This is a genomic window from Bradyrhizobium sp. NBAIM08 (genome assembly GCF_020193935.1).
Lineage (GTDB): Bacteria > Pseudomonadota > Alphaproteobacteria > Rhizobiales > Xanthobacteraceae > Bradyrhizobium > Bradyrhizobium yuanmingense.
Map to the genome: position 1 here is coordinate 243,828 of NZ_JADYVR010000007.1, position 23,886 is coordinate 267,713.

The window sequence follows — 23,886 nt, forward strand, 5'->3', positions numbered from 1 at the left end:
GGCTCTCTCCCGGCGGAGCGGATGCAGGTCGGCGCCGATCTTAAGCATCCGTGATCAAACGAAAAGGCGCTTGCTGCGACCACCATATGGGGTTGCGCCGGCCGGCAATTCTTGGCTCTGTGCCGCCGCATGCATTGTCTCGGATTCCGGAAGGATTTGCGACAAAATCGCACAGAACGGAGCCACAGGGTGAAACAAGAGATCTCCGAACAACAGCGCAAGAGTGGCATTCTCACCGGCGCCGTGATCGTCTTCCTCCTGCTCGCCCTGCCGGTCGCGGTGTGGCTGGACCTGACCGAGCTCAGCAAGACGGCGCTGCGCCGGCAGGCGATCGATCTCAACTCGGTGATCACGAGCGTGCGCAGCTACTACGCCTCCAACGTGGTCGGGCGCGTGCTCGCCAACCCCAACGGCAGCACCAAGGTCGTGCACAATTACGAATCGGTGCCCGGCGCGATCCCGATCCCCGCGACGCTGTCGCTGGAGCTCGGCCGGGTGATCGGCGCCCAGCAGGAGAACATCACCTATCGCTTCGTCTCGGACTTCCCGTTCCAGAACCGCGCTCCGCACCAGCTCGACAAGTTCGAGAAGGACGCGCTCGATGCGCTGCGCCGGGATCCCGAGCAGAAGATCGTGGAGACCGAAACCTCGCTGTTCAACGACAAGGTCCGCCTGGTTGCGCCCGTCACGATGGGGCCGGCTTGCGTCAGCTGCCACAACAGCCACCCCGAAAGCCCGAAGAAGGACTGGAAGGTCGGCGACGTCCGCGGCATCCAGGAGGTGATCATCGCCCAGCCGATCGCCGCCAACATTTTCTCGTTCAAGTTCCTGCTGGCCTATTTCGTGATCGCCGCCGGGAGCGGACTGGCGTTCCTGTCATTGCAGCGACGTCAGGCGCGCCGCATCAAGAACATGAACAAGGAGCTCGAATCCGCCAACGACTTCCTGGCCTCGCTGTCGATGAAGATCTCGCGCTACATCCCTCCGCAGGTCTACAAGAGCATCTTCTCGGGCCAGAAGGACGTCACCATCCATACCGAGCGCAAGAAGCTCACCATCTTCTTCTCCGACATCCAGAACTTCACCGCCACCGCCGAGCGGCTGCAGCCGGAGCAGCTGACCCAGCTCCTCAACGAATATTTCACGGAAATGTCGGCGATCGCCCACGAATATGGCGGCACCATCGACAAGTTCATTGGCGATGCCATGCTGATCTTCTTCGGCGACCCCGAGACCAAGGGCGATCGCGCCGATGCACAGGCCTGTCTGCAGATGGCCTGGCGCATGCAGCAGCGCCTTGCCGAGCTCAATGCGAAATGGCGGGCGTCCGGCATCGAGCAGCCGTTCCGCTCGCGCATGGGCATCAACTCGGGCTATTGCAATGTCGGCAATTTCGGGAGCGCCGACCGTATGGACTACACCATCATCGGTGCGGAGGCGAACCTCGCCGCGCGCCTGCAATCGATCGCTGAGCCCGGCGGCATCGTCTTGAGCTACGAGACCTTCGCCCTCGTCAGCGACATCGTCCGCGCGCATGCGCTGCCGGCGATCACGATGAAGGGCATCAGCCGCGAGGTGATCCCCTATTCGGTGGATGCACTGAGCGACAAAGCTGCGGAGAACAGCGGCATCATCACCGAACGCGCGCCGGGCCTCGAGCTCTATCTCGATCCCGCCGTGGTGAAATCAGGCGACGCCGCACGCGTGCGCTCGCTGCTGGAGAACGCGCTGGCCTCGCTCAAGCCGGCGTGAGGGGAGCTTCTTACCCTCCCTGGAAGGGGAGGGTCGATCGCGCGTAGCGCGAGCGGGGTGGGGTGATCTCTCCCCTCGGGCGGTGTCGGATGTGGAGAGACCGTCACCCCACCCCGCTACGCATTCCGCTTCGCTACATGCGTAGCGACCTACGGGCGAGCTACGCTCGTCCCGGACCCCTCCAGGGGAGGGAAAGTGACCTCACCTTGCCGCCCCTTCCGTGAACGCCGTCTCGATCACATCCCCAAACGGCTGCCACGACCGCCCGTCGAACTGCACCAGCCGCATCTGCCTGATCGGCAGGTAGCGGTTGGGCGAGGTGTTCATCCTGATGTTGGGCAATGCGACCGAAGGCTGATAGTCCCTGAGCGAGGCCGCCTGGCGCATGATGTTGTCGCGTGAAAAATCGTCGCCGCATTGCTTCAGCACCTGCGTCAGCGCCTCGGCCGCGGCGTAGCCATAGACGGCCGCACTGTTGTTGGTACTTTCGACCCGATGGTATTTGTCCATGAAGGCGAACCAGTCCTTCATGCCGGGATCGTCCTTCCAGGCGGGATCGCTCGGATCCTTCAAAAAGGCCGCCGAAATCACGCCGGCAGAGTTTTCCAGCCCCGCGGGCGCCATCGCGTTGGCGATCGAGGCGGAGGCATCGTTGACGATGAAGACGGGACGCCAATTCAGGGACGCTGCCAGCTTGATCACCTTGGATGCGGTCGAGGGCACGCCGAGGAAGACGAAGATGTCGGCGCCGGCGCGCTTGAGGATCGAGACGTGCCCGTCGAGATGCTCGTCGGCAAGGTCGAAGGCGATGTCGACCAGGACGTGACGATTGAGATCGCCGAGGCCTTCCTGGATACCCTTGTAGAGCATGCGCCCGAACTGGTCGTTCTGCCAGAGCACGACGATCTTCTTCCTCGGGTAAGAGGCCTGGATGTAGTTGGCATAGATGCGCCCCTCCGACCGGAACGACGGCTGCCAGCCCATGGTCCAGGGATACGCGCTCGGCTGGCTCAGCTCTTCGTCGCCGGAGGCGACGAACAGTTGCGGGATCTTCTTCTCGTTCAGGTACCAGCGCGTGGCGAGATTGCCGGGCGTGCCGAACGAGCCGAACATCAGGTGCACGCCGTCCTTCTCGACCAGCTTGCGCGTCAGCTCGAGCGCGGTCGCCGGATCGGAATTGTCGTCGCGGGTGATGAAGCGGATCTTGCGGCCATTGATGCCGCCGCGCGCGTTGACCATGTCGAAATAGGCCGCTTCCGCCTGGCCGATCGCGCCGAATTCCGAGAGCGGCCCCGAATACGGCATGACATTGCCGATGCGGATTTCCTCATCGCTTGCGGGTTGATCCGCGTGCTGCTGCAGCGACATCGCGCCCAGCGATGCGATGGCAATCACGGAAACGAACAGCATCCTGCCGATGACGCGCATGTTCGATGCCTTGTGGTTGGCCCCAACGAGGTCGGCTCAATCCCCACCAAGGCCGCTTGATCTAGGTCAAGCGTTTGGCAATCGTGTGGCTGTCGCGCTTCGATGAAAGCGGCAGGCGTGCTGCCGCAACGCGTTACGGCAACCCTCGCGCTTCCAGCTGACGCACCAGCAGCAGCGTCGGCTCCGCGAGGCTGTCGCCGGAACCATCGAGGCCGAAGGCGTTCGCGATGCCGTCGCGGCTGCGCAGCAGCGTGCTGCGCGGGCAATGGCCGGCGCCGCACAGCGTCTTCTTCAGCGTCTCGCCTTGCGCCACGAGGCCGGCGGAATCATCCGCGGCCCAGGCCAGCACGATCGGCACGTCGACATTGAGGATGCCGGGGAATACCGAGCGCTTGTCGTACTGGGTGGCGTCACCGCCGAGATAGGCCTTCTCGCTGTCGCTCGCGTCCTTGCCGACGCGGTAGATCCCGGACACCAGCACCACGCCCGCGACGTCGGCGCCGGCGGTCTGCAGCTCGGGATGCGCCAGCATGGTCGCGACGTGGAAGGCGCCGGCGCCGTAGCCGACCGCGACGATCTCGCGGGCATCGCCGTTGAAGAGGTCGATATTGCCATGAACCCAGGACAGCGCCGCGGCCACATCGGTCGCGCCGGCCGGCCAGGTCGCCGCGGGCGCCAGGCGATAATCGACGCGGACCCCGATCATGCCGTTGCGCGCGGCAAAGCACATGGCCTGGTCCTGCATCTGGCGCGACAGCTCCGGCGCTCCGCGGTCGCCGGTGAAGGTATCTCCCGTCACGAACAGCAGCACCGGCCGCGGCGTATCGGCCTTGGTTGCGCTGGTCGCGACATCGAGCACATTGGCTTCGCTCTCGCCATAGCGCAGGCCGCGCGAGAAGGTGACCTGCTCGCATAGCCGTGCGGTGCCGCCTGCGGTGGTGTCGGAATCGGTGAGGCCCGCCTGCACGAGATCGGAGGGCGACGGGAGCCGCCCCGGCACGGGTCCGTGCGCGGAGGCCGCGGTCATGGTCAGAAACAGGAAAAATGTCAGATAATTCTTCATGGATGTGGCGGCCTTGCGGGGCTCCATATCGGCTCGCTGATCTGGCCCGTCTTTTCAATTCATCTCATTAGTCAGCCGGCCTTGAGGCGAATTCGCGGCACCTTGGATGCGCAGCCGCCGTTTATCCCGATCCGTCAGGCCGTTGTCCAGCGCCGCCGAGGCTCGCGCCTGAAACGGCTTTCTACTGTGCATGGGGTTGTTTTCGCACCTTTTGTTTTGGCCTGGTCCGTCAGGCCCGCTCATCGTCCGGAAGGTGATGGAATAGCGCCGCGCCGCGACCGGGGGGATGCTGTGCTCCCACTGCGACCGGGCCTCGCCGTCCATCATGTAGAGCGAGCGCGGCAGGGCGGTGAGCGTATGGCGCTCCCACTTGGCGCCGTTCCGGCGGCGGAAACGGAAAGCGCACGGCGAGCCCAGCGACAGGCCGAGCACCTTGTCGAAATGCGGCTTGTCGCGATGCCAGCCGATGCCGACGCCGACCTCGTATTCGGTGCACAGTACCTGCCGGACGCCGGCCTCCGGCAGCCCGGCCCAGGCCTCGACCTGGCGCGCGACCGGCCGCACCCAGTCCGGGATCGGATCGGCCTCGGCGAGACGCTGCAGCGTGTAGTCGTAGCGATAGCCGAACGACGCCACCCGGCGGTTGCCCTCGAACGCGCCGAACTGAAAGCGCTGGAGCGGCAATGCTGCGATGCGGCCGATCAGATCCTGCTCGGCGGCATGATCGATAAAATCGTCCGTGTAGTGAAGGCCGGTCGGGCCTTCCTGCGGGTCGGCGAACAAACTTAGCTGCGTCATGCCTCGCATTTCCGTGATGGAACCTGTTGGCGTCTGATGCGACTTATCTATGACGCGGGAAGAAACGTGCGAGGCTGTCATGGCAGAGAAGCATACCGCCGATCCGGTTGAGATCATGCGGGCGACCGGTCATCCTGAGTTGGAATACGCCGCCGGCTGGACTATCGCCGGTCTCGCCACCATCGGCACCATCGTCGCCGTCTGGGTCTTTGCGATCTAGGCAACCGGAAACTGGAGCTCGAAGGCTGCGCCCTCGTCGGTCGGCTTAAGCCTGATCGAGCCGCCATGGCTCGCCATCACCGCGCGCGCGATCGCCAGCCCCATCCCGGTGCCGCCCTGGTCGCGGCGGGTGGTGAAGAACGCATCGAAGATCCTGTCGCGGTTCGGCGCCGAGATCGGCTCGCCGTCATTGCTGACCGTCACAAGCACGGTCGTCCGTGCGTCGACCGCCTCCAGCCTGATCGTGCCGGCCTTGTGCCGCACCGCATTGTCGGCGATGTGCGACAGCACGATCAGCGCCTTCTCCGAGGACATTCCGATCGCCCGGTCGAGGCTGCCGCTGGCCTCGATCGCGCTTGCCGGAAACCGGCTTCTGAGATCGGCGATCACGGGTGCCAGCTCGGTGCGCTCGTTCTGCGGCAGGCTCTCGGCGCGGGCGAGCTCCCGCAGCCGCTGCGCCATCGCCTCCAGCCGCTGGGTATCCGACAGGATGTTGGCGATGAAGGTGTTCTGCTCGGCCGGCGTCAGGCCCTCGGCCTTGCCTTGCACCGAATCCTGCAACAGCTCGGCTGCGCCCTTGATCGAGGTCAGCGGCGATTTCAGCTCGTGGGTGAGATGGGCCGAAAAGGTCGCGATATAGTCGGAGCGCCGCGCCAGCTGCTCGGCCATGCCGAGAAAGCTGTGCGAGAGCTGGGCGAACTCGCGCGTGCCGTAATGCTTCAGCGGCTGGAACGCCTCGCGGTCGCCGCGGCCGATTCGGGCGGCGCGGTCGATCAGCTCGCGCATCGGCAGGGTGATGGTGCGTGAGAACACGAGGCCGATCGCGATGGTGCCAAGGATGACGGCAAGGCCGGCCAGCACGAATTTGGCGCGCTCCTGATAGAGATGGTCGAAAATGTTGCTCGGCGTCCGCGTCGTGTAGATCACCCCGGCAACGCGGTTGTTGACGATGACGGGCATCGCCGAGAACACGTGCACGCCGAGGCCGCGGCTGAAGGAATAGATCGGCGGCGGCGGCTTGTCCGGCACGCGGTTGCGTAAAGTCGCGCGGTATTGCCCGTGCAGGGCGTCCGCGACTTCCTCGATATGGGCGAGCGACTGCCCGACCTCCTGCCGCCCGGCAATCACGACGCCTTGCGGATCGAGGATGCGAAAGCCGGCCAGCGTCACCTTCTGGGTCTCGCGGATGATCGGCGTCAGCCTGGCGCCGATCTCGACATAGGCTGGCTGCGGTGCTTGCGGCGCGGGCAACGCGTCGGGTCGCCGCCGCAGGAGATCGTTCGCGGTGAGGTCGAGCGCGGGGCGGATCGGCGTGACCTGGTCACCGGGATCGGGCAGCACGCCCGGCGGCACCTCGGCGCCGAGCACGAGGCCGCTGTCGAGCCGGGCCGTCACCTGCTGCGCATAGATCGTCGCCAGCACGCGGCTCTGTGCGATCAGCTCGGCCTGGGTCTGGCGGATCAGCTGGTTGTCGTAGAGACGGAAGAAGAATAGGCCGACCAGTGGCAATATGCCGACCGTCGCCAGCACCGTGAAGATCACGAGGGTGAGCGACGGCCGCCATTTGTCGGGCGCGGCGCTCATGCCTCTTTCTCGCAGCGGCCGAGCTTGAAGCCGACGCCGTGGATGGTCTCGATCACGTTGTCGCAGGAAAGCGCCGCCAGCTTGGCGCGGATGTTGCGGATATGGCTGTCGATGGTGCGGTCGGAAACCTGGATGTTGAGCTGGTAGGCGGCCCGCATCAGCTGCTCGCGGTTGAATACCGACGTCGGCCGGGTCAGGAATGCGCGCAGGATGCCGAACTCGATCGCGGTCAGCTTCAGCGGCGTGCCGGCAAAGGACGCGACATGCTGTTCGGGATCGATCAGCAGCCCGCCTTGCGTCAGCGCGGTGGGCCCGGCCTTGGCCTCGCCGTTGCGCGGGCTGAGGCGGCGCAGGATGACATTGACCCGCGCCACCAGCTCGCGCGGGCTGAACGGCTTCGTGACGTAGTCGTCGCCGCCGATCTCGAGGCCCAGGATACGGTCGATCTCCTCGTCGCGCGCCGACAGGAACAGGATCGGCACGTCGGAGCCTTTGCGAATCTCGCGGCAGACGTCGAGGCCGTCGAACTCGGGCATGCCGATGTCCAGCACGATGAGATCGGGCCTGTCGGCGGCAAAGCGGAGAAGCGCCTCCTTGCCGTCGCGGGCCTCGACCACGTCCATGCCGGCCTTCTTCAGGGCGACGCGGATGACCTCGCGGATGTGGCCTTCGTCGTCGACGATGAGAATGCGATGCGCCAAGAAACTCTCCGTGTCCTCGTCAACTCGCCGGCTGGCTGCCGGCCTGAGCTTTCGCCTCGGCGTCCAGCCTGCGCTGGAGTCGCCAGTTGCGAAAGCCCCAGCTTCGCCAGGCCAGGTCCTGACGCTGCTGTTCTACAAGGCGGTCGCGGCGTGACACAAGGCAGCCCTCTTTGACGGCGGGCCGTAGCGCGATCGCCTTGTCGATGGCTGGCACCGCCTGCGGCCCGAGCGTCAGGAGATAGTCGATGTCGATCTGCACGCCTTTTCCCGAAACTTCCCGGCTGTGGACGACATTGTAGTCGGCGATGAAGGCGTCGAAGTTCACGAGCGAGCAGCCATAGAGCACGATCGCCAATGCGGCGAGATTGGCGCCGATCAGCCATTGATTGGACCTGTCGAGCACGATGCGCGCGACGATCAGGATCAGGCCGAGCGCTACCAGTCCCATCCAGACGAACGCTGCAATCCGCCAATAGGTCAGCATGTAGATGTCGACATAGAGATCGAGCCGGCGGATGGAGGAGACGACCAGCAGCACGTTCTGTCCGACCCAGAGATAGACCAGCGGCCGGATCACCTTCGATTTCTCGGCCGGCCCGCCCGGACGCATCGCCACCAGCACGAAGGCAGCGGCGAGGAGGGCCGTCGCGATCAGCGGATAGGCGCCGCGATGGGAGTAGGTCGCATAAGTCATGTTGTCGGGCAGCGCCACGTGACCCCAGAGATAGATGCCGTCGAGAATGGACTGCGCCGCGAACAGCAGGTTGAACAGGATCAGCGAGCGCAGGATGGTGGAGGGGCCGAGAAATTCCGCCGAGACCATGGGCGGCAGCGGCGGTGGCACGGGGCCCTCGGCCACGGCGGCGGCGACGACCGCCCTGCGCCGCCAGCGCACATGGATGAACGGCCAAACCAGAGCCAGCATCAAGGTCCAGAACAGGACGCGCCACATATTGACATGGTTGAAGATGACCTTGGGATTGAGCAGGGACACCCATTGCTCGATCACCGGATTGGCGGCGGCGAACAATGCGATGAAGACGGTGCTGAGCGCCGCGGGCATCAGCCAGAGCGCGATGCCGCGGGTGAAGGCCGACATGTTGAAGGCTTGGGGCGCATCGAGGAAGAACCTGAAGGGACCGAGCAGGAGGAAATTGCACAGCGCGCGGGCGCGGTCGGTGAGCCCGGTCGTATCGGGATTGGTTGCAAGCAACAGCGCAATCGTCAGCGACGCGACGAGGATCAGGAACGATAGCGTGTTGAGCTCTTCCATGGCCGGCACAAGGCCGAGCACGAGGATCGCGCCGCTGATCGCCGCGCGCCGCCAGTCCACGGCCGCGTGATTGAACAGCACCGACACGCAGGCGGTCGCGATCGCAAACAGCGTCAGCGACAGCCCGATCCGCTGACCGTAGAACAGCCAGTCGGCGAGCCCGGCCAGCAGCAGCGCCATTGCAAGCTTGGCCGACAGTGCAGAAGGCCTGATCGGTTGGATATCCGTCGTCGAAGCCAGGCTCGTCATGTCCAGAAAGTCTCCGTGAATGGTGGCATCACGAATTCTGAACGGCACTTGTGCAGACGGCGGGATCATCGTCTGCACGGCTTCAGGAGTTTCTTGCAGTTTTCGTGCAGGCGCGCTTTTGCCTCTCGCGCAGCGCGATTCGCCTTGTTAGGTGCGAAACATTCATCGCCCATCGCACCTGGTGCATCATGCAATTGCTCAACCGCATCGGTCTCGCCCTGCTCTGGCTCGCCGCGCCGCTCGCTGCATTTGTCGCCGCGAACAAGAACGATCCCTATCTGCTCGTGCTGCGTGGCGCCGGAAACATCTCCCTTGTCGTCGCAAGCATCGCAATCGTCGCTCTTCTGCTGCGCGGAGGTCACTGGCGCACCTTCGCCGGCAAGGCGCTCGTCGTGCTCTGGTGCGTGCCGCCTGTCTTGATGTCCGCCGCGCATCTGAAGTTCGAGCTGCGCAAGCATGACGTTCTCGGCGCCGGCGCCGCCGAGGCGCGGCAGCTCGGGCCGCACTTCATGGTCGGCTATTCCTCCTTTCCCGAGGTTGCACGTCTTGCCAAGCAGGGCCTGATCGGCGGCGTCTATGTCACCCGGCACAACATCCGCGGCCGTGCCATCGAGACGCTGCGGGCCGAGATCGCGGCGCTGCAGGATCTCAGGCGCGCAGCCGGCCTGCCGCCGCTGATCGTCGCCGCCGATCAGGAGGGCGGCATCGTCGGGCATCTTGCGCCGCCGCTGACGAAAGTGCCGGCGCTGGCGACGCTCACGGGACTGGCTTCCGATGAGCAGCAGGCCAAGGCCGAGGAGTTCGGCCGCATTCACGGCCGCGAGCTCGCCGAAGTCGGCGTCAACCTCAATCTCGCGCCGGTGCTCGACCTCAAGCCGCCGGCGCGGCGCAACCGTCTCGATTTCCACACGCTGATCGGCCAGCGCGCGATTGCGAGCGATCCCGCCGTCGTCAGCACCATCGCGAGCGCCTATGTGCGCGGGCTGGAAGAGACGGGCGTCGGCGCCACGCTCAAGCATTTTCCCGGCATTGGCCGCGTGCGCGCCGACACGCATCACTTCAGCGCCAATCTCGACACGCCGGTGAAGGAGCTGGAGGCAACCGACTGGCTCCCGTTCCGCGAGGTGCTGTCGCATTCGCGCAGCGCCCTCATGGTCGGCCACGTCACGCTCACAGCCGTCGATCCCGATCGCGCCGCCTCGCATTCGAAGCGCGTCGTCGATGGGATCATTCGTGGGACGTGGGGTTACCAGGGCGTGGTGATGACCGACGATCTCATCATGGGCGCGATCTACCAGAACGACGTCTGCAAGGCCGTGGTCGAGGCGATCAATGCCGGCGTCGATCTGCTGCTGGTCGCCTATGACGGAGCGCAGTTCTACCGTGTCTTTGCCTGCGCCCTGGAAGGATCGCGACGGGGCAGGCTCGACGCGGCGATGCTGCATGCGAGCACCGCGCGCCTGGAGCGCGGCTTTTCGACCATGCAGGCACGAGCTGCCTCACGCGCCATCAGCGTCGCCCGGCAGAACTAGCCCTTCGCGAACTGGCGGTAGTCCGGTTCACGGTGAAACCAGAATTCGTAGCCGGAGATGCCCTTTTGCATGGCAACGTCGTGGATCGGCTGGTTGAGCGGAACCACGGGGACGTCGCGCATACAGAGCGCGATGAAATCCTTCACCGTCCTGTCGTATTCGGCGGCATCGGTGGTGAAGCGCGCCTTGTCGATCAGGGCGTCCATCTCCTTGTTCTTGTATGAGGAGATGTTGAAGATCGAGTTGTTGCCGTGGAAATTCCAGTAGAAGTAATATTCGGGATAATCGAGCCAGCCGCTGAAGCGGTTGAGCGCGAGCGGCAGCTCCTTCTTGTTCAGCGTCGTGCGCCAGTTCGCGCCGGGAATCTTTTCGATTGCCGCCTTGATGCCGATCTTGGCGAGATTCTCCTGGATCAGGATCGCGGTCGGCTCGCCGACGGTGGCGGTGCCGGCGTCCAGCGACAGCATCGTCTCCAGGCCGGATTCGAAACCCGCTTCCTTCAGCAGAGCCTTGGCCTTGTCGAGATCGGTGACGTAAGGAAACGGTTGCGGCCACACCGGCTTTGAGACTTCGGCGGTGCCGCCATACATGGGAACGGCGCGGCCGAAGAAGGCGCTGGTCTGAATCTGCTCGTACGGCATGGCCCAGGCGATGGCCTGGCGCAGCTTGACATTGTCGAACGGCGGCTTGGCGGTGTTCAGCGCGACGTACCACAGCGCGTTCGGGATCGGCACGCCCGAGACCTTGACCTTGCCCTCCTTGATGATCTGCTCGAAATCGCGCGGGGCAAAGCCGCTGGAAATATCCGCATCGCCCCGCTCCAGCATGGCACGCCGCGTGCCGGCGGAGGGAACGTCGCGGGCAATCACGCGCTTGACCTTCGGCAGCGGCCCGCTCTTCCAGTCGTCGAAGCGCGTCAGCACGGTCTCGCTGCCCGGCTTCCAGCTCTCGATCTTGTAGGCGCCGCCGCCGGCCTCGTTGTTCCTAAGCCAGGCCAGCGCCCACGGATCTTCCGGCGTCGCGTTCTTCCTGGCGAGCTCGGAATTGATGATGAAAGGCACGACGACGGCCACGTTGAACAGCAGCATCTTGTCTTTGCGGACATAGTCGATACGGAAAGTGTGGTCGTCGACCACCACGAACTGCTCCGGCTTTTCCAGCGATCCCGCCGACATCTGGAAGGTCGGAAACCCGCCGACCTTCACGGCGCGGTCAAACGACCATTTGACGTCCTTGGCGGTCACAGGCGTGCCGTCGTGGAATCTTGCATCCTTGCGAAGCTTGAAGGTGCAGGACATGCCGTCGGCGGCGACCTCCCAGCTCTCGGCGAGCTCGGGCGCGAGCTTCTCGCGGTCATACGACAACGTGCCGTCCGGCAGTGTCTTGGAGGGGTAGGTGAGCAGGCGGTCGTAACAGTTCCAGGACAGGCCGTTCACGGTCTGGTTGGAGCCGACGCCCTGCATGTCCAGCGAATTCGGCCCCAGCTCCTGCACCACCAGCAACGTCTCGCTGCGTCCCTGCGCCCAGGCAAGACGCGGCGCAAAGGCTGCCGTACCGGCGACACCGAGGCCGCCGAGCATGACGCTGCGGCGGTTCAAATCGAGGGGTGAAACGCTCAAGGGTGCCTCCTGTCCGGAATTGTCCGGCATCGAGAGGCAAGCTGTATGCCAGAGCCAGGAAGCCCCAAGCCGCCCCGCGACAAGGCGAGGCGGCTTGGATCGATAGGTGTTGCGCGTCGGCGCGGACTACTCGGCCTGCTCCAGCGCGGCGGGCATCTTCGCCACCGACATCAGCGATCGCGCGACCTGGTTGAGCAGGAGATCGGCATTCTCTTCCTCGGCGAGAGATTTGGAGAGCAGGGCGACGATCGCGCTGTGGCGCAGCTGCTGCGCCAGGTTGCGCGCGGTGGTGTAGCCGGACATCTCGTAATGCTCGACGCGTTGCGCCGCAGAGATCAGCGCGAGGTCGGCGGCTGCATCCTCCTTCTCTTGGCTTTCCTTCATGACCTCCTGGCCTTCCTCGATCAGGCCCATCATGCCCTTGCAAGGCTTGGCGCGAGCGTTCTCGCCGAGCAGCTCGAAGCACTCGTTGATGCGCTCGACCTGATTTTCGGTCTCGGCCAGATGCTGCTCGAACAGCTCCCGCAACTGATCGAAGCGGGCGGACTGCGCCATCTTGGGAAGCGCCTTCGTCAGCTGCTTCTCGGCATGGAGGATGTCACGCAGCTCATGGAGCAGCAGATCGGTCAGGCCGGCCTCGTCGACAGGCGGCGAGCTCTCCGTGACGATCGGTGTGGCAGCGCCCGGATCGGCGGATTGCAGCGCAGGCGATTCCGTGAACACCCAGTCCTCGCCCTCGTTCCACGGGCCGCGGGTGTCGATTTCGCCATGGTCGCCGCTGCCGGTGGAATCGTTGAAGTACTGGTTCACGAGGCCGGGCGTCGGCGCAATCCGGCCGATGCTGAAGGCCGGCTTCGACAGGCTCTCGAGTGCGCGCGCGAACGCCTTCATATGCGTGATCTCGCGCGTCATCAGGAATTGCAGCGCGTCCTTGCTGCCGGCATCGTCGCAAAAATTGATCAGGCGCTCGTAGACGATCTTGGCACGCGCTTCTGCCGCGATGTTGCTGCGGAGATCGACGTCGAGCTCGCCCGTGATCTTGAGATAATCGGCGGTCCAGGGATTGCCTTGCGAGTTGAACAGATTGACGCCGCCTCCGCCGGCAATCGCGATCAGCGGATCGGCCTCCGCCGCCTGGCGGTCGTTCCGCGAGGGCGCAAGATGCATCCGGGCGAGGCAACCGACGACCTCGAGATGGCTGAGCTCTTCGGTGCCGATATCCATCAAGAGGTCCTTGCGGTCGGGATCCTCGCAATTCAGTCCCTGAATCGAATATTGCATCGCAGCCGCAAGTTCGCCGTTGGCGCCGCCGAACTGCTCGAGGAGCATATTGCCGAAGCGCGGATCGGGTTCGTCGACGCGCACGGTGAACATCAGCTTCTTGACGTGGTGATACATGGGGAGACTCGCGTGCTGGAGAGAAACTACGCGACAACGAGGCCTCCAGCCGTTCGTTCCTAAGTCTCTCCAGGATCGAGGCTGTCGTTGCCCCGGACCTCTGCCAGGGAGCGCGATGGCTTACGGCGTCACCGCACTGCGCGCGACGGCGCGCGGGGCCGTCAGTTCCTTCCAGGTCGAATTTGCCACATGCACCGGCGAGAAGGCGGGACGTTCGACGTATTGTCCATCGCCGGCCTCGGCGCGCAGGTCGCCATCCTTCCAGACGATACGGCCGCGCGACAGCGTCGCGGCCGCACCGCCGGTGCAGGCAAAACCCTCGAACACGTTGTAATCGATCCGGCTCATCTGCCGCTTGGCGCTGATGGTCTTGCTCGCCTTGGGATCCCACACCACGATATCGGCATCCGAGCCGACGGCGACCGCGCCCTTGCGCGGATAGATGTTGAGGATGCGGGCGATGTTCGCCGAGGTCACCGCGACGAATTCCTCTTTGGTCAGCCGCCCCGTGGCGACGCCCGCGGTCCAGAGCAGCGCCAGGCGATCTTCGAGGCCGCCGGTGCCGTTCGGGATCTTCCTGAAATCGCCGCGCCCGAACCGCTTCTGCTCGGTGGTGAAGGCGCAATGATCGGTCGCAACCACCTGGAGCGAGCCGGCTTGCAGGCCGGCCCAGAGGCTGTCCTGATGCTGTTTGTCGCGGAACGGCGGCGACATCACGCGCTGTGCGGCATGATCCCAGTCCTTGTTCTGATATTCACGCTCATCCAGCAGCAGATGCTGGATCAGCGGCTCGCCATAGACGCGCTTGCCGGCGGCGCGTGCCCGCGCGATGGCCTCATGCGCCTCGCGGCAGCTGGTGTGGACGATATAGACCGGCGTGCCCGTCATGTCCGCGATCATGATGGCGCGGTTGGTGGCTTCGCCCTCGACCTCCGGCGGCCGTGAATAGGCGTGGCCTTCCGGGCCGGTGACGCCGCGCGCAATCAGCGCGTCCTGCATCAGGGCGACGACGTCGCCGTTCTCGGCATGGACGACAGGCATGGCGCCGAGATGGGCGCAACGCGCGAACGAGTTGTAGAGCTCGTCGTCGTTCACCATCAGCGCGCCCTTGTAGGCCATGAAATGCTTGAAGGTGTTGATGCCGTAGGTTTTGACCACAATCTCCATCTCGTCATGGATCTGCTTCGACCATGACGTCACCGCCATGTGGAAGCCGTAGTCGCTGGCCGCCTTCTCGGATTTGTGCCGCCACTCCTGATACGCCGCGAGCATGGATTGGCCGGGATCGGGCAGGCAGAAATCCACCACCATCGTGGTGCCGCCGCTCAGCGCCGCCTTGGTTCCGGATTCGAAATCGTCGGCGGTGACGGTGCCCATGAACGGCATTTCGAGATGGGTGTGCGGATCGATCCCGCCCGGGATGACGTAGGCGCCGCCTGCATCGATGACCTCGCTACCTGTCGGCGCATCGAGCGCTGCGCCGATCGCGACGATGGTCTCGCCGTCGATCAGCACGTCCGCGCGGCGCGAATGATCGTGATTGACGACGGTGCCGCCGCGGATGAGGAGGGGCATGAGGTGCTCCGAGAGGTGAGGGACGGCTCGAAGGCTAAGCGCGCGACTGGCGATGCGACAGGTGAAATTTTAGTCAGCCGCCGCCGCTCCTTTCACGTCGTGCGCGATCAGCCCGTCGATCATCGCGCGCACGAGGCCCGTGATCTCCTTGCGCAGCGCCGGCAGCGGCACGGCCACCAGCTTCTGCTCCAGCCCGAGCGCCACCATGCCATGCACGGCCGAGAACAGGCTGCGTGCGGTGATGCCGAGTTCCTCCGGGCTGCGCCCAGGAAACAGTGCGGCCAGCGGCTGGTAGATATGACGGAACAGCTGCATCTGGTCGTGCACGGACCAATCCGGCACCAGCTTGCCCGTCTCCATCCGGTGCTCGAACAGCGCGCGCCAGAGCTGGAGGTTTTCGGCGGCGAAATCGCAATAGGCGAGGGCGATGCGGACCAGGGATTCCCGTGGCGATGGCTCGCCGGCATTTGTTGCGAGAGTCAGCGTCTCGTCGAGCCGGAGCAGCGTGCGCGAGCCGACCCGCAGGATCAGTTCGTCGACATCAGCCACGAGATTGTAGACCGCGCCACTGGCGCAGCCGATCTCGCGGGCCAAATCGCGGGTCTTGAGACCCGCCAGCCCCCGCTCGGCGATCATCTGTTCGGCCGCCTGGATCAGGGCCGCACGCAATTTCTCTCGCCGTTCCAGGGCCTTAGTCATTCTTAACCAAATTCTTGAGCGTCGCTCAAAATAATATTGAACGATGTTCAAGGTTCCTGCTACAAACTCTGTGAGCAACGCTCATAGATAGGGAGCAACCAATGTTCAAGACCGTCGTGACCCTCTTCCGCGGCAGCGTCGCCGCTGCGGGCGAGGAACTGGAAGATCGCACCGCCCTTCTGATCCTGGATCAGCAGATGCGCGATGCAGCCGCAGCCGTCGAGCGCAGCAAGCGCACGCTGGCGCTGGCAATCGCGCAGGACCAGCAGGAAGGCCGCAAGCTCGAGGCCACGAATGCGCGTATCGCCGATCTCGAGACCCGTGCCGTTGCGGCGCTGGATGGCGGCCGCGAGGACCTCGCCAAGGAGGCCGCCGAAGCCATTGCGGCGCTGGAGGCCGATCGCGATGCGGCCATGACGGCGCGCGCGCTGTTCGCGACCGAGATCATCAGGCTGAAGCGCCACGTCGCCAACGCGCAGGCCCGCATCACCGAGCTCGATCGCGGTCGCCGGATCGCCCGCGCCTCGGAAGCGGTGCGCTCGCTTCGCCGCAGCGGCATCGAGGCCGCGCGCCCCTATGAATCGACATTGCCGGAGGCGGAGGGGACGCTGAGGCGTCTGCGCGAGCGGCAGATGGAGGCTCAGGCGGCCGACGATGCCCTGGTCGAGCTCGACGCGGCCACCGGCCCGCTCGCCACCGCCGAACGACTCGCCGAGCAGGGCTTCGGCCCGCGGCTCAAGACGACCGCCGACGATGTGCTGGCGCGCTTGAAGTCCAGGCGCATGCCGGCGGCCTGATCTCAAGTTCCAATCCGAACGCAATCATCATTCCAATCGACAGGAGACCATCATGAACCAGAATGGCCAGCCCCACAGCGGCGCCTGGGTGAGCTTCACCTACGCGTCCTTCGCAGCTTCCGCCTTCCTCGTCGCCATCGGCATCTTCTTCCTGCCGATCGACCTCTGGATGAAGGGTTATCTCACCATGGGCATCGTGATGATGATCCAGACCTGCGTCACCCTGACCAAGACCGTGCGCGACAATCATGAGAGCAGCCGCCTCGTGAACCGCATCGAGGATGCCAAGGCCGAGCGGCTGCTGATGGAGGTCTCGAAGGCGGCGTAAGGCGAACGGTCGCAGCGCGCGCTCTGGGGCGACAGGGGCGCGCGCGGCAGGCAGGGTGCATTGTGCTTCGCGTGCAGGTGCGATATGGCTCTCGCGCTTTCCAGAGGCGGAGACGAGCTTTGTCGAAACAATCCCTGCGCGAGGAGGCCGAGCGCCTGATCCGCGAATCGATGGAAAAGAAGACCATCGTGGTCAAGCAGGGCACGACCCGCATCGAGGCTGTCTGCGGCAAGTGCGGAGCGCCGAACCGGGTGCAGGCGGAGAAGGGCCAGACCCGCGTCAAGTTCGCCTGCAAGAACTGCGGGCATAAGCAAGAGACGTTGTAGGCGTCTTCACCTCATCCGGGTCGCCCCCGGCGATGCGCAGCATCGTCCGGCGCGATCCGGCTAGAGGCCCTACGGCCTCTCCCTCACATCACCTGATGCACGTCGATCACGACGCGATCCGCATGGCGCGCCGCTGACGCCACGAAGATGTGCTCCATCAGCCAGCGGTACGTCTCGTGCCCGGTCTCGAACTTCGGCACGGTGCGGAAATAGATCAGCTTCGGATCGACCGGCTCGCCGCGCTTGAGCTTGTGCAACAGCTCGACCGGGCCGAAGCGCATACCCTTGTTCTCGACGTAGACGGTCGCACCGTCGTCGGTCTCGAAGGCGTATTTCGCTTCGAGATCGATCAACTCGTTGGGCCGGATGGTCTGGAAGTCGGCGCCGAAGGGGAGCACCTTTCCGCTGACCGCGCCCGTCACCTCGCCGCCGATGATCGGAATGATGCGGCGGACGCCGATCCCGGTCTCGCCCGCGGTCACGACGTCGCCGATCCGCGCGGTGATGGTGAAAACGTATCTTGTTTCGAGGGTCGGGGTGGTCATGTCTGCCTCCAATTATCGACGAGCCTTCCCTTCTCCCCTTGTGGGAGAAGGTGGCGCGAAGCGCCGGATGAGGGGTCTATCTCCACACGCGTGCTCGCGGAGAGAGACCCCTCACCCGTCTCGCCGCTATCGCGGCGAGCCACCCTCTCCCACAAGGGGAGAGGGGAAGCAGCCACGCCGTGCGGCATTCAATCTTGTCACCTCTAATGCGCCATCATTCGCGTCGGTAGCCAGGTCGCCAGCAGCGGCAAGGCGATCAGGATCACGAGGCGCACGAGGTCCGTTGCCACGAACGGGCTTACGCCCTTGAAGATGGTGGAGAAGGAGACGTCCTTCACCACGCTTTTTATGACGAAGACGTTCATGCCCACGGGCGGAGTGATCAGGCCGAGCTCGACGGTCACGACGATGATGATGCCGAACCAGATCGGATCGAACCCCAGATGCATGATCACCGGGAAGATGATCGGCACGGTCAGGATGATCATCGCCATGGCATCCATCAGGCAGCCGAGCACGAGATACATCACCATGATCAGCGCCAGCACGCCGTAGGGGCCGAGGCCGAGCCCGGTGAGGAATTCCGTCACCTTCTGCGGCGTCTGCGTCACCGTGAGGAAATAGCCGAAGATCAGCGCGCCGATCAGCACGGTGAACACCGCAGCCGCGGTGCGCGTCGCCTGCAGCAGCGAGGCCAGCACCTTCTCGCGGTCGAGCCGGCCGGTCAGCACGCCGATGATGAAGGCCCCGGTCGCGCCGACGCCGCCGGCCTCGGTCGGCGTGAAGCGCGGCAGGAAGGGCAGGCCGTAGAGGCCGCCGATGACGAAGATGAACAGCAGCACCGGTGCCCAGATCTCCTTCAATCCGGCAAAGCGCTCGCGCCACGGCGTCACCTTGCCCTTGGGCAGGAACTCGGGGCGGAAATAGCCGATCAGGGAGATCGTGATCATGTACATGGTCATCGCGAGCAGGCCCGGGATGATGCCGGCGATGAACAGCTTGCCGATGTCCTGCTCGGTGATGATGCCGTAGACCGCAAGAACAGTGGATGGCGGCAGCATCGCGCCCAGCGTGCCGCCGGCCGCGATCACGCCGGTGGCGAAGGATTGCGGATAGCCGAAGCGCCGCATCTCGGGATAGGCGACGGCGGAGAAGGTCGCCGCGGTCGCGACCGAGGACCCGCAGATCGCGGCAAAGCCGCCGCAGGCGCCAACGGTGGCAATGCCGAGTCCGCCGCGCAAATGTCCGACAAAGCCGTTGGCGGCGCGGAATAGCTCGCGGCTCATGCCGGAATTGCTGACGAAGGAGCCCATCAGCAGGAACATCGGGATGACGCCGAAGGTGTAGTCGGTCACGGTGCGCATGGTGACCTGACCGACCATCTTCAGGGCCGGTGTCGAGCCCACGAGATAGCTGAAGCCGCACACGCCGACGAGGCCCATGGCCATGCCGACCGGCACGCGCAGCAGCATCAGGGCGAACAGGGCGACGAAGCCGATGACGGCGACGGCGTCGGTACTCATGGTTACTCCGTCACCTTGATCTTGGGTTCATGCATGTCTTCGGGGTGGAAGATCAGCCGGTACGTGCGGATCGCGATCAGCAGCACGGCGCAGACGTCGCCGATCCACGCGACGAGGAAGAACGGCCATGTCGGCATGTGCAGGTCGAAGGTCTGAACGTTGTCGTTGTAGGTCAGCCGGACCTTGTCGAACAGCGTCCAGGTCTGCACGGTGACGACGAACAGCAGCACCAGGGTCGCGAACACGTCGATCCAGCGCTGATGGCGCGGCCCGACATTGCCCCAGACCAGGTCGACCGTGATGTGGGTGCCGCGATAGGAGGTTGCCGCGATGCCCCAGAAGATGAGGATGCCGAGCAGCATTCGGCCGATGTCGAAGCTGTCGGGGATCGAATAGTTCAGCGTGTTGCGCAAGAGCACCGACAGGAAGATGTCGAGCGCGACGATGCCGACGAAGCCGGCCGCGATCCATTCGATCGAGTCGATCACGCGATCCATCCAGGAGCGCTTCATGGGTGTTTCCTAAGCACTGCTATTCTCATTCTCGGCTCTGGCGGCGGCACTTCGCCTCTCCCCGCTTGCGGGGAGAGGCCGACACGCGAAGCGTGGCGGGTGAGGGGGACTATCCACGCGTCCGATTGTCACCGTCCCTGCGGAGACTCCCCCTCACCCCAACCCTCTCCCCGCAAGCGGGGAGAGGGGGAAGAGACACGGTGCGCTCCTCAGCTGCTCTCAGCTTGCAAGGCAACGGCGGCAGGACCAATCCCGCCGCCGCGTTTCCTTCGCCACCGCGTCACTCCGCCAGCGCGTTGTATTTCTTCAGCGAGGCCTTGAGATCCGCGAGCGCGGCGTCGGGATCGGCACCGGCCTTCTTGGCGCCGTCGCCCCAGGTCTTGACCAGCGGCTCGGCGGCCTTCTTCCAAGCCGCGGTCTGCTCGGGCGTCAGCTTGTAGACCTCATGGCTGGATTCCGCCTTCACCTTGGCGATGCCGGCGTCCTCGAACTTGCCCCAATGCTCGCCGACCGCGCCTGCCATCTCGACCGTGCAGTTCTTGTCGATCGCGGCCTTCTGCTTGTCGGACATCGCATTGTACTTGTCCTTGTTGATCACGAACACGAAGGTCGTGGTGTAGAGCGGCGCCTCCATGTCGTACTTGGTCACCTTGTCGATGCCGAACAGCACCAGTGAGCCCCAGGGGAAGGTGACGCCGTCGGCGACGCCGCGCTCGATGATGTCGCGCACTTCCGGCGCCGAGGACTGCACATTGGTGCCGCCAAGCGAGGTGACGAAGTTCGCCATGGTAGCGTGCGCCGGGCGGATCTTCATGCCCTTCACGTCCTCGGGGTTGACGATCTTCTTGGTGCGGGAATGGAACGAGGAGGGCGAGTGGACGAAGGCGAGGCAGTATTTGACGTCCTTCATCTCCTTCTCGGCAAATTTGCGATACCACGCGTCGAGCCCCATCGAGCCGCCCTTGGCATCCGAGATCAGGAACGGCAATTCCCCGGCGCCGATGATCGGGAAGCGGCCGGGCTGGTAGCCGGGATTGACATAGGTGACGTCGGCGATGCCGTCGCGCGCCATGTCGTAATGGTCGAAGGCCTTGCCGAGCTGCTGGGCCGGAAACACCTTGCCGGTAATGGTGCCGCCGGAATCCTTGTTCACCGCAGCCACCCAGTCTTCCAGCGATTTCTGCAGCGGATGCGATGCCGGCACCCAGTGCGAGACCTTTAGGTCAAATGTCTTGTCCTGCGCGAGCGCGGGGCTCACGCTTGCTGCCAGCAGCAAGGCCAGACAGGCTTTCCTCATCACGCGTCTCTCCCTTTTGCGACGGCGGGCTTCGTTGGCCCGGTCTCGTTAATTAACATGTTATCTAATTCGCCGGCGCGTTCAAGCCGGAACTGAGGCCCGCCGTGTCGCGCCATCTACGTCAGTCATGTTGCATGGATTTGTCGCTGCTCGGGCGACCACCGCTCTCCCTTTGCGCAAACGTTATATGGTATAATTATCGCCTGCGAGCCTTTGCCACAAGCAGGCTGCGGCCAAAGCCTAACAGGATCGGAAGCAGCATGTATTGCGGACAAAGGTCGCAATCGTCGGGCCGTTGCGGCGATGGCGGGGCTCGTTTCAAACATCTGCACAAATTCCGTTTAAAGCTTTGTAGGTGATGCATTCCTCGCGTCATTCGCTTCCAATGCAGCCGAGGCAATGAAGCGAGACCGCCATGACCCGCACCGACATCCCCGCCGGCTACGAGCCACATTTCCGCAAAGCGCCGCTGACCGATCCCTGGGAGCCGCTCTATTCGAAGAAGACCGATAAGGGCGTCACCGTCGGACTGCGCCTGGCGACGCCGCACACCAACGCCCGCGGATTGATCCATGGCGGGCTGATCGCGGCGCTCGCTGACGCCGCCATGGGCTACAGCTGCGCCCAGGCGACGGGCTGGACCACGTCATTCGTCACCATCTCGCTGTCGGTCGACTATGTCGGCGCCGCCGAGATCGGCCAATGGCTGGCGGTCGAGGGCGAGGCGATCAAGACCGGGAACACGATCTGCTTCGCGCAGTGCCTGGTGAAGGCGGACGACGCCGTGATCGCGCGGGCCAGCGGCACGTTTCGGGTAGTGCCGAAGAAGGGGTAAGGCCCAACTCTCTCCGTCGTCATGCCCGGGGCAAGCCCGGCCATGACGGAAAAGATCACCCAAACCTCCACTCCGCCGTCTCCACCACGAGGTCGACGAACGCGCGCACCTTGGCCGAGAGCAGGCGCGAGGTCGGGTAGACGATGTGGATCGGCAACGCCGGCTGCTCGTATTGCGCCAGCACGATCTTCAGGCGTCCGCGCTTCAGGCCCTCGGCGGCCTGATAGGCCAGCACCCGCGTCACGCCGCCGCCGGCCTCGGCATATTGCAGGGCGGCGTCGGCGCTGTTGCTGATGAAGCGAGGCGACAGCGGCAGCCCGATATCGCGGCCGTCGCGCAGGAAACGCCATTCGGACCAGGGGCCGAACTGGATGGTCTGGTGCGTGGCGAGCGCTTCCGGCGTCTTCGGCTCGCCGTTGCGCTTGAGATAACCGGGCGCGGCCACCACGATCCGCCGCATCTCGCCGACCTGGCGCGCCACAAGCGAGGAATCAGCGAGATGGCCGATCCGCACCGCGGCATCGACGGCGTCCTCGACGAGGTTGACGAGATGGTCGGACAGCCTGAGTTCGGCGGCGACCTCGGGATAGCGCTTGAGATAGGCGGTCATGAGAGGCCCGACATGCAGCCGGCCGAAGCCGACCGGCGCGGACACGACGAGACGCCCGCTCGGCCGATTGCGCTCCTCCCGCGCCGAGCCGTCAGCCTCCTCGACGTCGGCGAGGATGCGCCGCGCGCGTTCCAAATAGCGCGTGCCGACGTCGGTCAGCGCCACCTGCCGCGTGGTCCGCTGCAGCAGCCGCGCGCCGAGATGCTCCTCCAGCGCCGCGATCATCCGCGTCACCGCCGACGGCGACAGCCGCAGTTTGCGCGCGGCCGGCGCGAAGCCGCGCAGGTCGGCGACCGTGACGAAGACGTGCATGGCTTCCAGGCGGTCCATGGACATTATTGCATAAATCGCAATGATGAAGTGTCAAGCTGCTCAATTGTTTTAGACGCCGAAAGGTCCAGATTAGGCGCGGAAGACGCAGCAATGCGCCGGGATTTCAGGAGATGTTCCGATGACGGCAGTTCACACCTATGCCAGCGACGTGGCCTTTTCGCCGGCGGTGAAGACGATCCAGGCGCGCAAGGGCTCGCGCGAGGCCTATGCGCGCAGCGAGCAGCGCGGCTGGCGCACCGAGGTCGACGACAATCTCACCGCGTTCCTGGCCGACGCCAACAGCTTCTATTTCGCCACGGCTTCAGCCGACGGCCAGCCCTACATCCAGCACCGCGGCGGCCCGAAGGGCTTTCTCAAGGTGCTGGACAAGCAGACGCTCGCCTTCGCCGACTACGCCGGCAACCAGCAGTTCATCACGCAAGGAAATCTCTCGGAGAATCCCAAGGCCTACATCTTCGTGATGGACTACGCCCACCGCCGCCGGGTGAAGATCTGGGGCGAGGCGCGCGTGGTCGAGAACGACGAAGCCCTGACCACGTCGCTGATGCCGAAAGGCTACCGCGCCCGGCCCGAGCAAGTGATCCTGTTCAAGATCGCGGCCTGGGACACCAACTGCCCGCAGCACATCCCGCAGAAGTTTGATGCAGCCGATGTCGCGGCCGCGCTCGCCGCGAGAGATGCGAGGATCGCGGAGCTGGAGGCGGAGCTTGCGGCGTTGAAGGGGTAGGCGGCGAGCTTAGCCTCTAACGAAAGCTGAAGCAGGCTGCGCGGTGCACCCTCTCCCCTTGTGGGAGAGGGTGGATTCGATGCGAAGCATCGAAGCCGGGTGAGGGGTTCTGTCCTCTCGGACGGTCTCACGCGCGGAGAGAACCCCTCATCCGGCGCTTCGC

General features: G+C 64.7%; 23 protein-coding genes. 8 read left to right on the top strand and 15 right to left on the bottom strand.

Annotated features, from left to right (window positions below; translation table 11 throughout):
* Nucleotides 1-189: 189 nt before the first annotated feature.
* Nucleotides 190-1,752, top strand: a complete 1,563-nt coding sequence (locus I6F37_RS24630) for an adenylate/guanylate cyclase domain-containing protein (RefSeq protein ID WP_035997835.1) — start codon at nt 190-192, stop codon at nt 1,750-1,752.
* Nucleotides 1,753-1,953: 201 nt separating this feature from the next.
* On the opposite strand, the gene I6F37_RS24635 is transcribed toward I6F37_RS24630, so the two are convergent.
* The 3 genes from I6F37_RS24635 to I6F37_RS24645 form a co-directional block, all read right to left on the bottom strand.
* A complete protein-coding gene (locus I6F37_RS24635) occupies nt 1,954-3,180 on the bottom strand; it encodes an ABC transporter substrate-binding protein (RefSeq protein ID WP_225152959.1) in 1,227 nt (408 codons plus the stop codon).
* 133 nt (nt 3,181-3,313) lie between these two features.
* The gene (locus I6F37_RS24640) at nt 3,314-4,243 is read right to left on the bottom strand and encodes an alpha/beta hydrolase (RefSeq protein ID WP_225152961.1); all 930 of its coding nucleotides are present in this window, start codon (nt 4,241-4,243) and stop codon (nt 3,314-3,316) included.
* 54 nt (nt 4,244-4,297) lie between these two features.
* Nucleotides 4,298-5,026 (bottom strand): alpha-ketoglutarate-dependent dioxygenase AlkB, encoded by a 729-nt coding sequence (locus I6F37_RS24645; RefSeq protein WP_225152963.1) that lies wholly within the window; start codon nt 5,024-5,026, stop codon nt 4,298-4,300.
* 94 nt (nt 5,027-5,120) lie between these two features.
* Between I6F37_RS24645 and I6F37_RS24650 the strand changes: the two genes are divergently transcribed.
* Entirely contained in the window at nt 5,121-5,261 is a 141-nt protein-coding gene (locus tag I6F37_RS24650; protein WP_167361649.1) for a hypothetical protein, read from the top strand.
* Here I6F37_RS24650 and I6F37_RS24655 read toward each other — a convergent pair.
* Genes I6F37_RS24655 through I6F37_RS24665 form a run of 3 tightly spaced genes read right to left on the bottom strand, consistent with a single transcriptional unit; the run spans nt 5,258 to nt 9,067 of the window.
* Nucleotides 5,258-6,844 (bottom strand): ATP-binding protein, encoded by a 1,587-nt coding sequence (locus I6F37_RS24655; RefSeq protein ID WP_225152965.1) that lies wholly within the window; start codon nt 6,842-6,844, stop codon nt 5,258-5,260. The two genes, I6F37_RS24650 and I6F37_RS24655, sit on opposite strands and share 4 nt — an antisense overlap.
* Nucleotides 6,841-7,545, bottom strand: a complete 705-nt coding sequence (locus tag I6F37_RS24660) for a response regulator transcription factor (RefSeq protein WP_225152967.1) — start codon at nt 7,543-7,545, stop codon at nt 6,841-6,843. Before I6F37_RS24660 ends, I6F37_RS24655 begins: the two co-directional genes overlap by 4 nt.
* Nucleotides 7,546-7,564: 19 nt before the next feature.
* Nucleotides 7,565-9,067, bottom strand: coding sequence for a DUF4173 domain-containing protein (locus I6F37_RS24665; protein WP_225152969.1), 1,503 nt, complete (start codon nt 9,065-9,067; stop codon nt 7,565-7,567).
* A gap of 188 nt (nt 9,068-9,255) precedes the next feature.
* Here I6F37_RS24665 and I6F37_RS24670 point away from each other — a divergent pair, with 188 nt between their 5' ends.
* Nucleotides 9,256-10,599 (top strand): glycoside hydrolase family 3 N-terminal domain-containing protein, encoded by a 1,344-nt coding sequence (locus I6F37_RS24670; protein ID WP_225152971.1) that lies wholly within the window; start codon nt 9,256-9,258, stop codon nt 10,597-10,599.
* On the opposite strand, the gene I6F37_RS24675 is transcribed toward I6F37_RS24670, so the two are convergent.
* From I6F37_RS24675 to I6F37_RS24690, 4 genes are all read right to left on the bottom strand, one after another.
* On the bottom strand, nt 10,596-12,218 hold the full coding sequence (locus I6F37_RS24675) for an ABC transporter substrate-binding protein (protein ID WP_225152973.1): 1,623 nt from the start codon (nt 12,216-12,218) through the stop codon (nt 10,596-10,598). The genes I6F37_RS24670 and I6F37_RS24675 overlap by 4 nt on opposite strands.
* A 126-nt stretch (nt 12,219-12,344) precedes the next feature.
* Nucleotides 12,345-13,616, bottom strand: a complete 1,272-nt coding sequence (locus tag I6F37_RS24680) for a DUF892 family protein (protein ID WP_225139339.1) — start codon at nt 13,614-13,616, stop codon at nt 12,345-12,347.
* Nucleotides 13,617-13,736: 120 nt separating this feature from the next.
* Nucleotides 13,737-15,191 (bottom strand): dihydropyrimidinase, encoded by a 1,455-nt coding sequence (gene hydA, locus I6F37_RS24685; RefSeq protein WP_036021456.1) that lies wholly within the window; start codon nt 15,189-15,191, stop codon nt 13,737-13,739.
* Between the two features lie 69 nt (nt 15,192-15,260).
* The gene (locus I6F37_RS24690; protein ID WP_225153016.1) at nt 15,261-15,890 is read right to left on the bottom strand and encodes a TetR/AcrR family transcriptional regulator; all 630 of its coding nucleotides are present in this window, start codon (nt 15,888-15,890) and stop codon (nt 15,261-15,263) included.
* 101 nt (nt 15,891-15,991) lie between these two features.
* Here I6F37_RS24690 and I6F37_RS24695 point away from each other — a divergent pair, with 101 nt between their 5' ends.
* From I6F37_RS24695 to I6F37_RS24705, 3 genes are all read left to right on the top strand, one after another.
* Nucleotides 15,992-16,687, top strand: coding sequence for a PspA/IM30 family protein (locus I6F37_RS24695; protein ID WP_035997892.1), 696 nt, complete (start codon nt 15,992-15,994; stop codon nt 16,685-16,687).
* A 52-nt stretch (nt 16,688-16,739) separates the two neighbouring features.
* Nucleotides 16,740-17,015 carry a YiaA/YiaB family inner membrane protein gene (locus tag I6F37_RS24700; protein ID WP_035997898.1) on the top strand — a complete coding sequence of 92 codons (276 nt, stop codon included), beginning with the start codon at nt 16,740-16,742 and terminating at the stop codon, nt 17,013-17,015.
* Between the two features lie 119 nt (nt 17,016-17,134).
* Nucleotides 17,135-17,341: a hypothetical protein gene (locus I6F37_RS24705; RefSeq protein WP_025033895.1), complete on the top strand. Its 207-nt coding sequence runs from the start codon at nt 17,135-17,137 to the stop codon at nt 17,339-17,341.
* Between the two features lie 83 nt (nt 17,342-17,424).
* Here I6F37_RS24705 and I6F37_RS24710 read toward each other — a convergent pair whose 3' ends face one another.
* From I6F37_RS24710 to I6F37_RS24725, 4 genes are all read right to left on the bottom strand, one after another.
* Nucleotides 17,425-17,886: a DUF3237 domain-containing protein gene (locus tag I6F37_RS24710; protein ID WP_035997901.1), complete on the bottom strand. Its 462-nt coding sequence runs from the start codon at nt 17,884-17,886 to the stop codon at nt 17,425-17,427.
* Between the two features lie 203 nt (nt 17,887-18,089).
* Entirely contained in the window at nt 18,090-19,409 is a 1,320-nt protein-coding gene (locus I6F37_RS24715; protein ID WP_225139337.1) for a TRAP transporter large permease, read from the bottom strand.
* A gap of 2 nt (nt 19,410-19,411) precedes the next feature.
* Complete coding sequence (locus I6F37_RS24720) at nt 19,412-19,921, bottom strand: TRAP transporter small permease (protein ID WP_035997911.1); 510 nt, start codon at nt 19,919-19,921, stop codon at nt 19,412-19,414.
* Between the two features lie 280 nt (nt 19,922-20,201).
* Nucleotides 20,202-21,218 (bottom strand): TRAP transporter substrate-binding protein, encoded by a 1,017-nt coding sequence (locus I6F37_RS24725; RefSeq protein ID WP_225139336.1) that lies wholly within the window; start codon nt 21,216-21,218, stop codon nt 20,202-20,204.
* Nucleotides 21,219-21,633: 415 nt separating this feature from the next.
* On the opposite strand from I6F37_RS24725, the gene I6F37_RS24730 reads away from it, so the two are divergent.
* Complete coding sequence (locus I6F37_RS24730; RefSeq protein WP_035997915.1) at nt 21,634-22,053, top strand: PaaI family thioesterase; 420 nt, start codon at nt 21,634-21,636, stop codon at nt 22,051-22,053.
* Between the two features lie 55 nt (nt 22,054-22,108).
* Here the strand turns inward: I6F37_RS24730 and I6F37_RS24735 are convergent, their stop codons facing one another.
* A complete protein-coding gene (locus I6F37_RS24735; RefSeq protein WP_035997918.1) occupies nt 22,109-22,993 on the bottom strand; it encodes a LysR family transcriptional regulator in 885 nt (294 codons plus the stop codon).
* Nucleotides 22,994-23,114: 121 nt separating this feature from the next.
* On the opposite strand from I6F37_RS24735, the gene I6F37_RS24740 reads away from it, so the two are divergent.
* Nucleotides 23,115-23,723 (top strand): pyridoxamine 5'-phosphate oxidase family protein, encoded by a 609-nt coding sequence (locus tag I6F37_RS24740; RefSeq protein WP_225152975.1) that lies wholly within the window; start codon nt 23,115-23,117, stop codon nt 23,721-23,723.
* Nucleotides 23,724-23,886 lie beyond the last annotated feature (163 nt).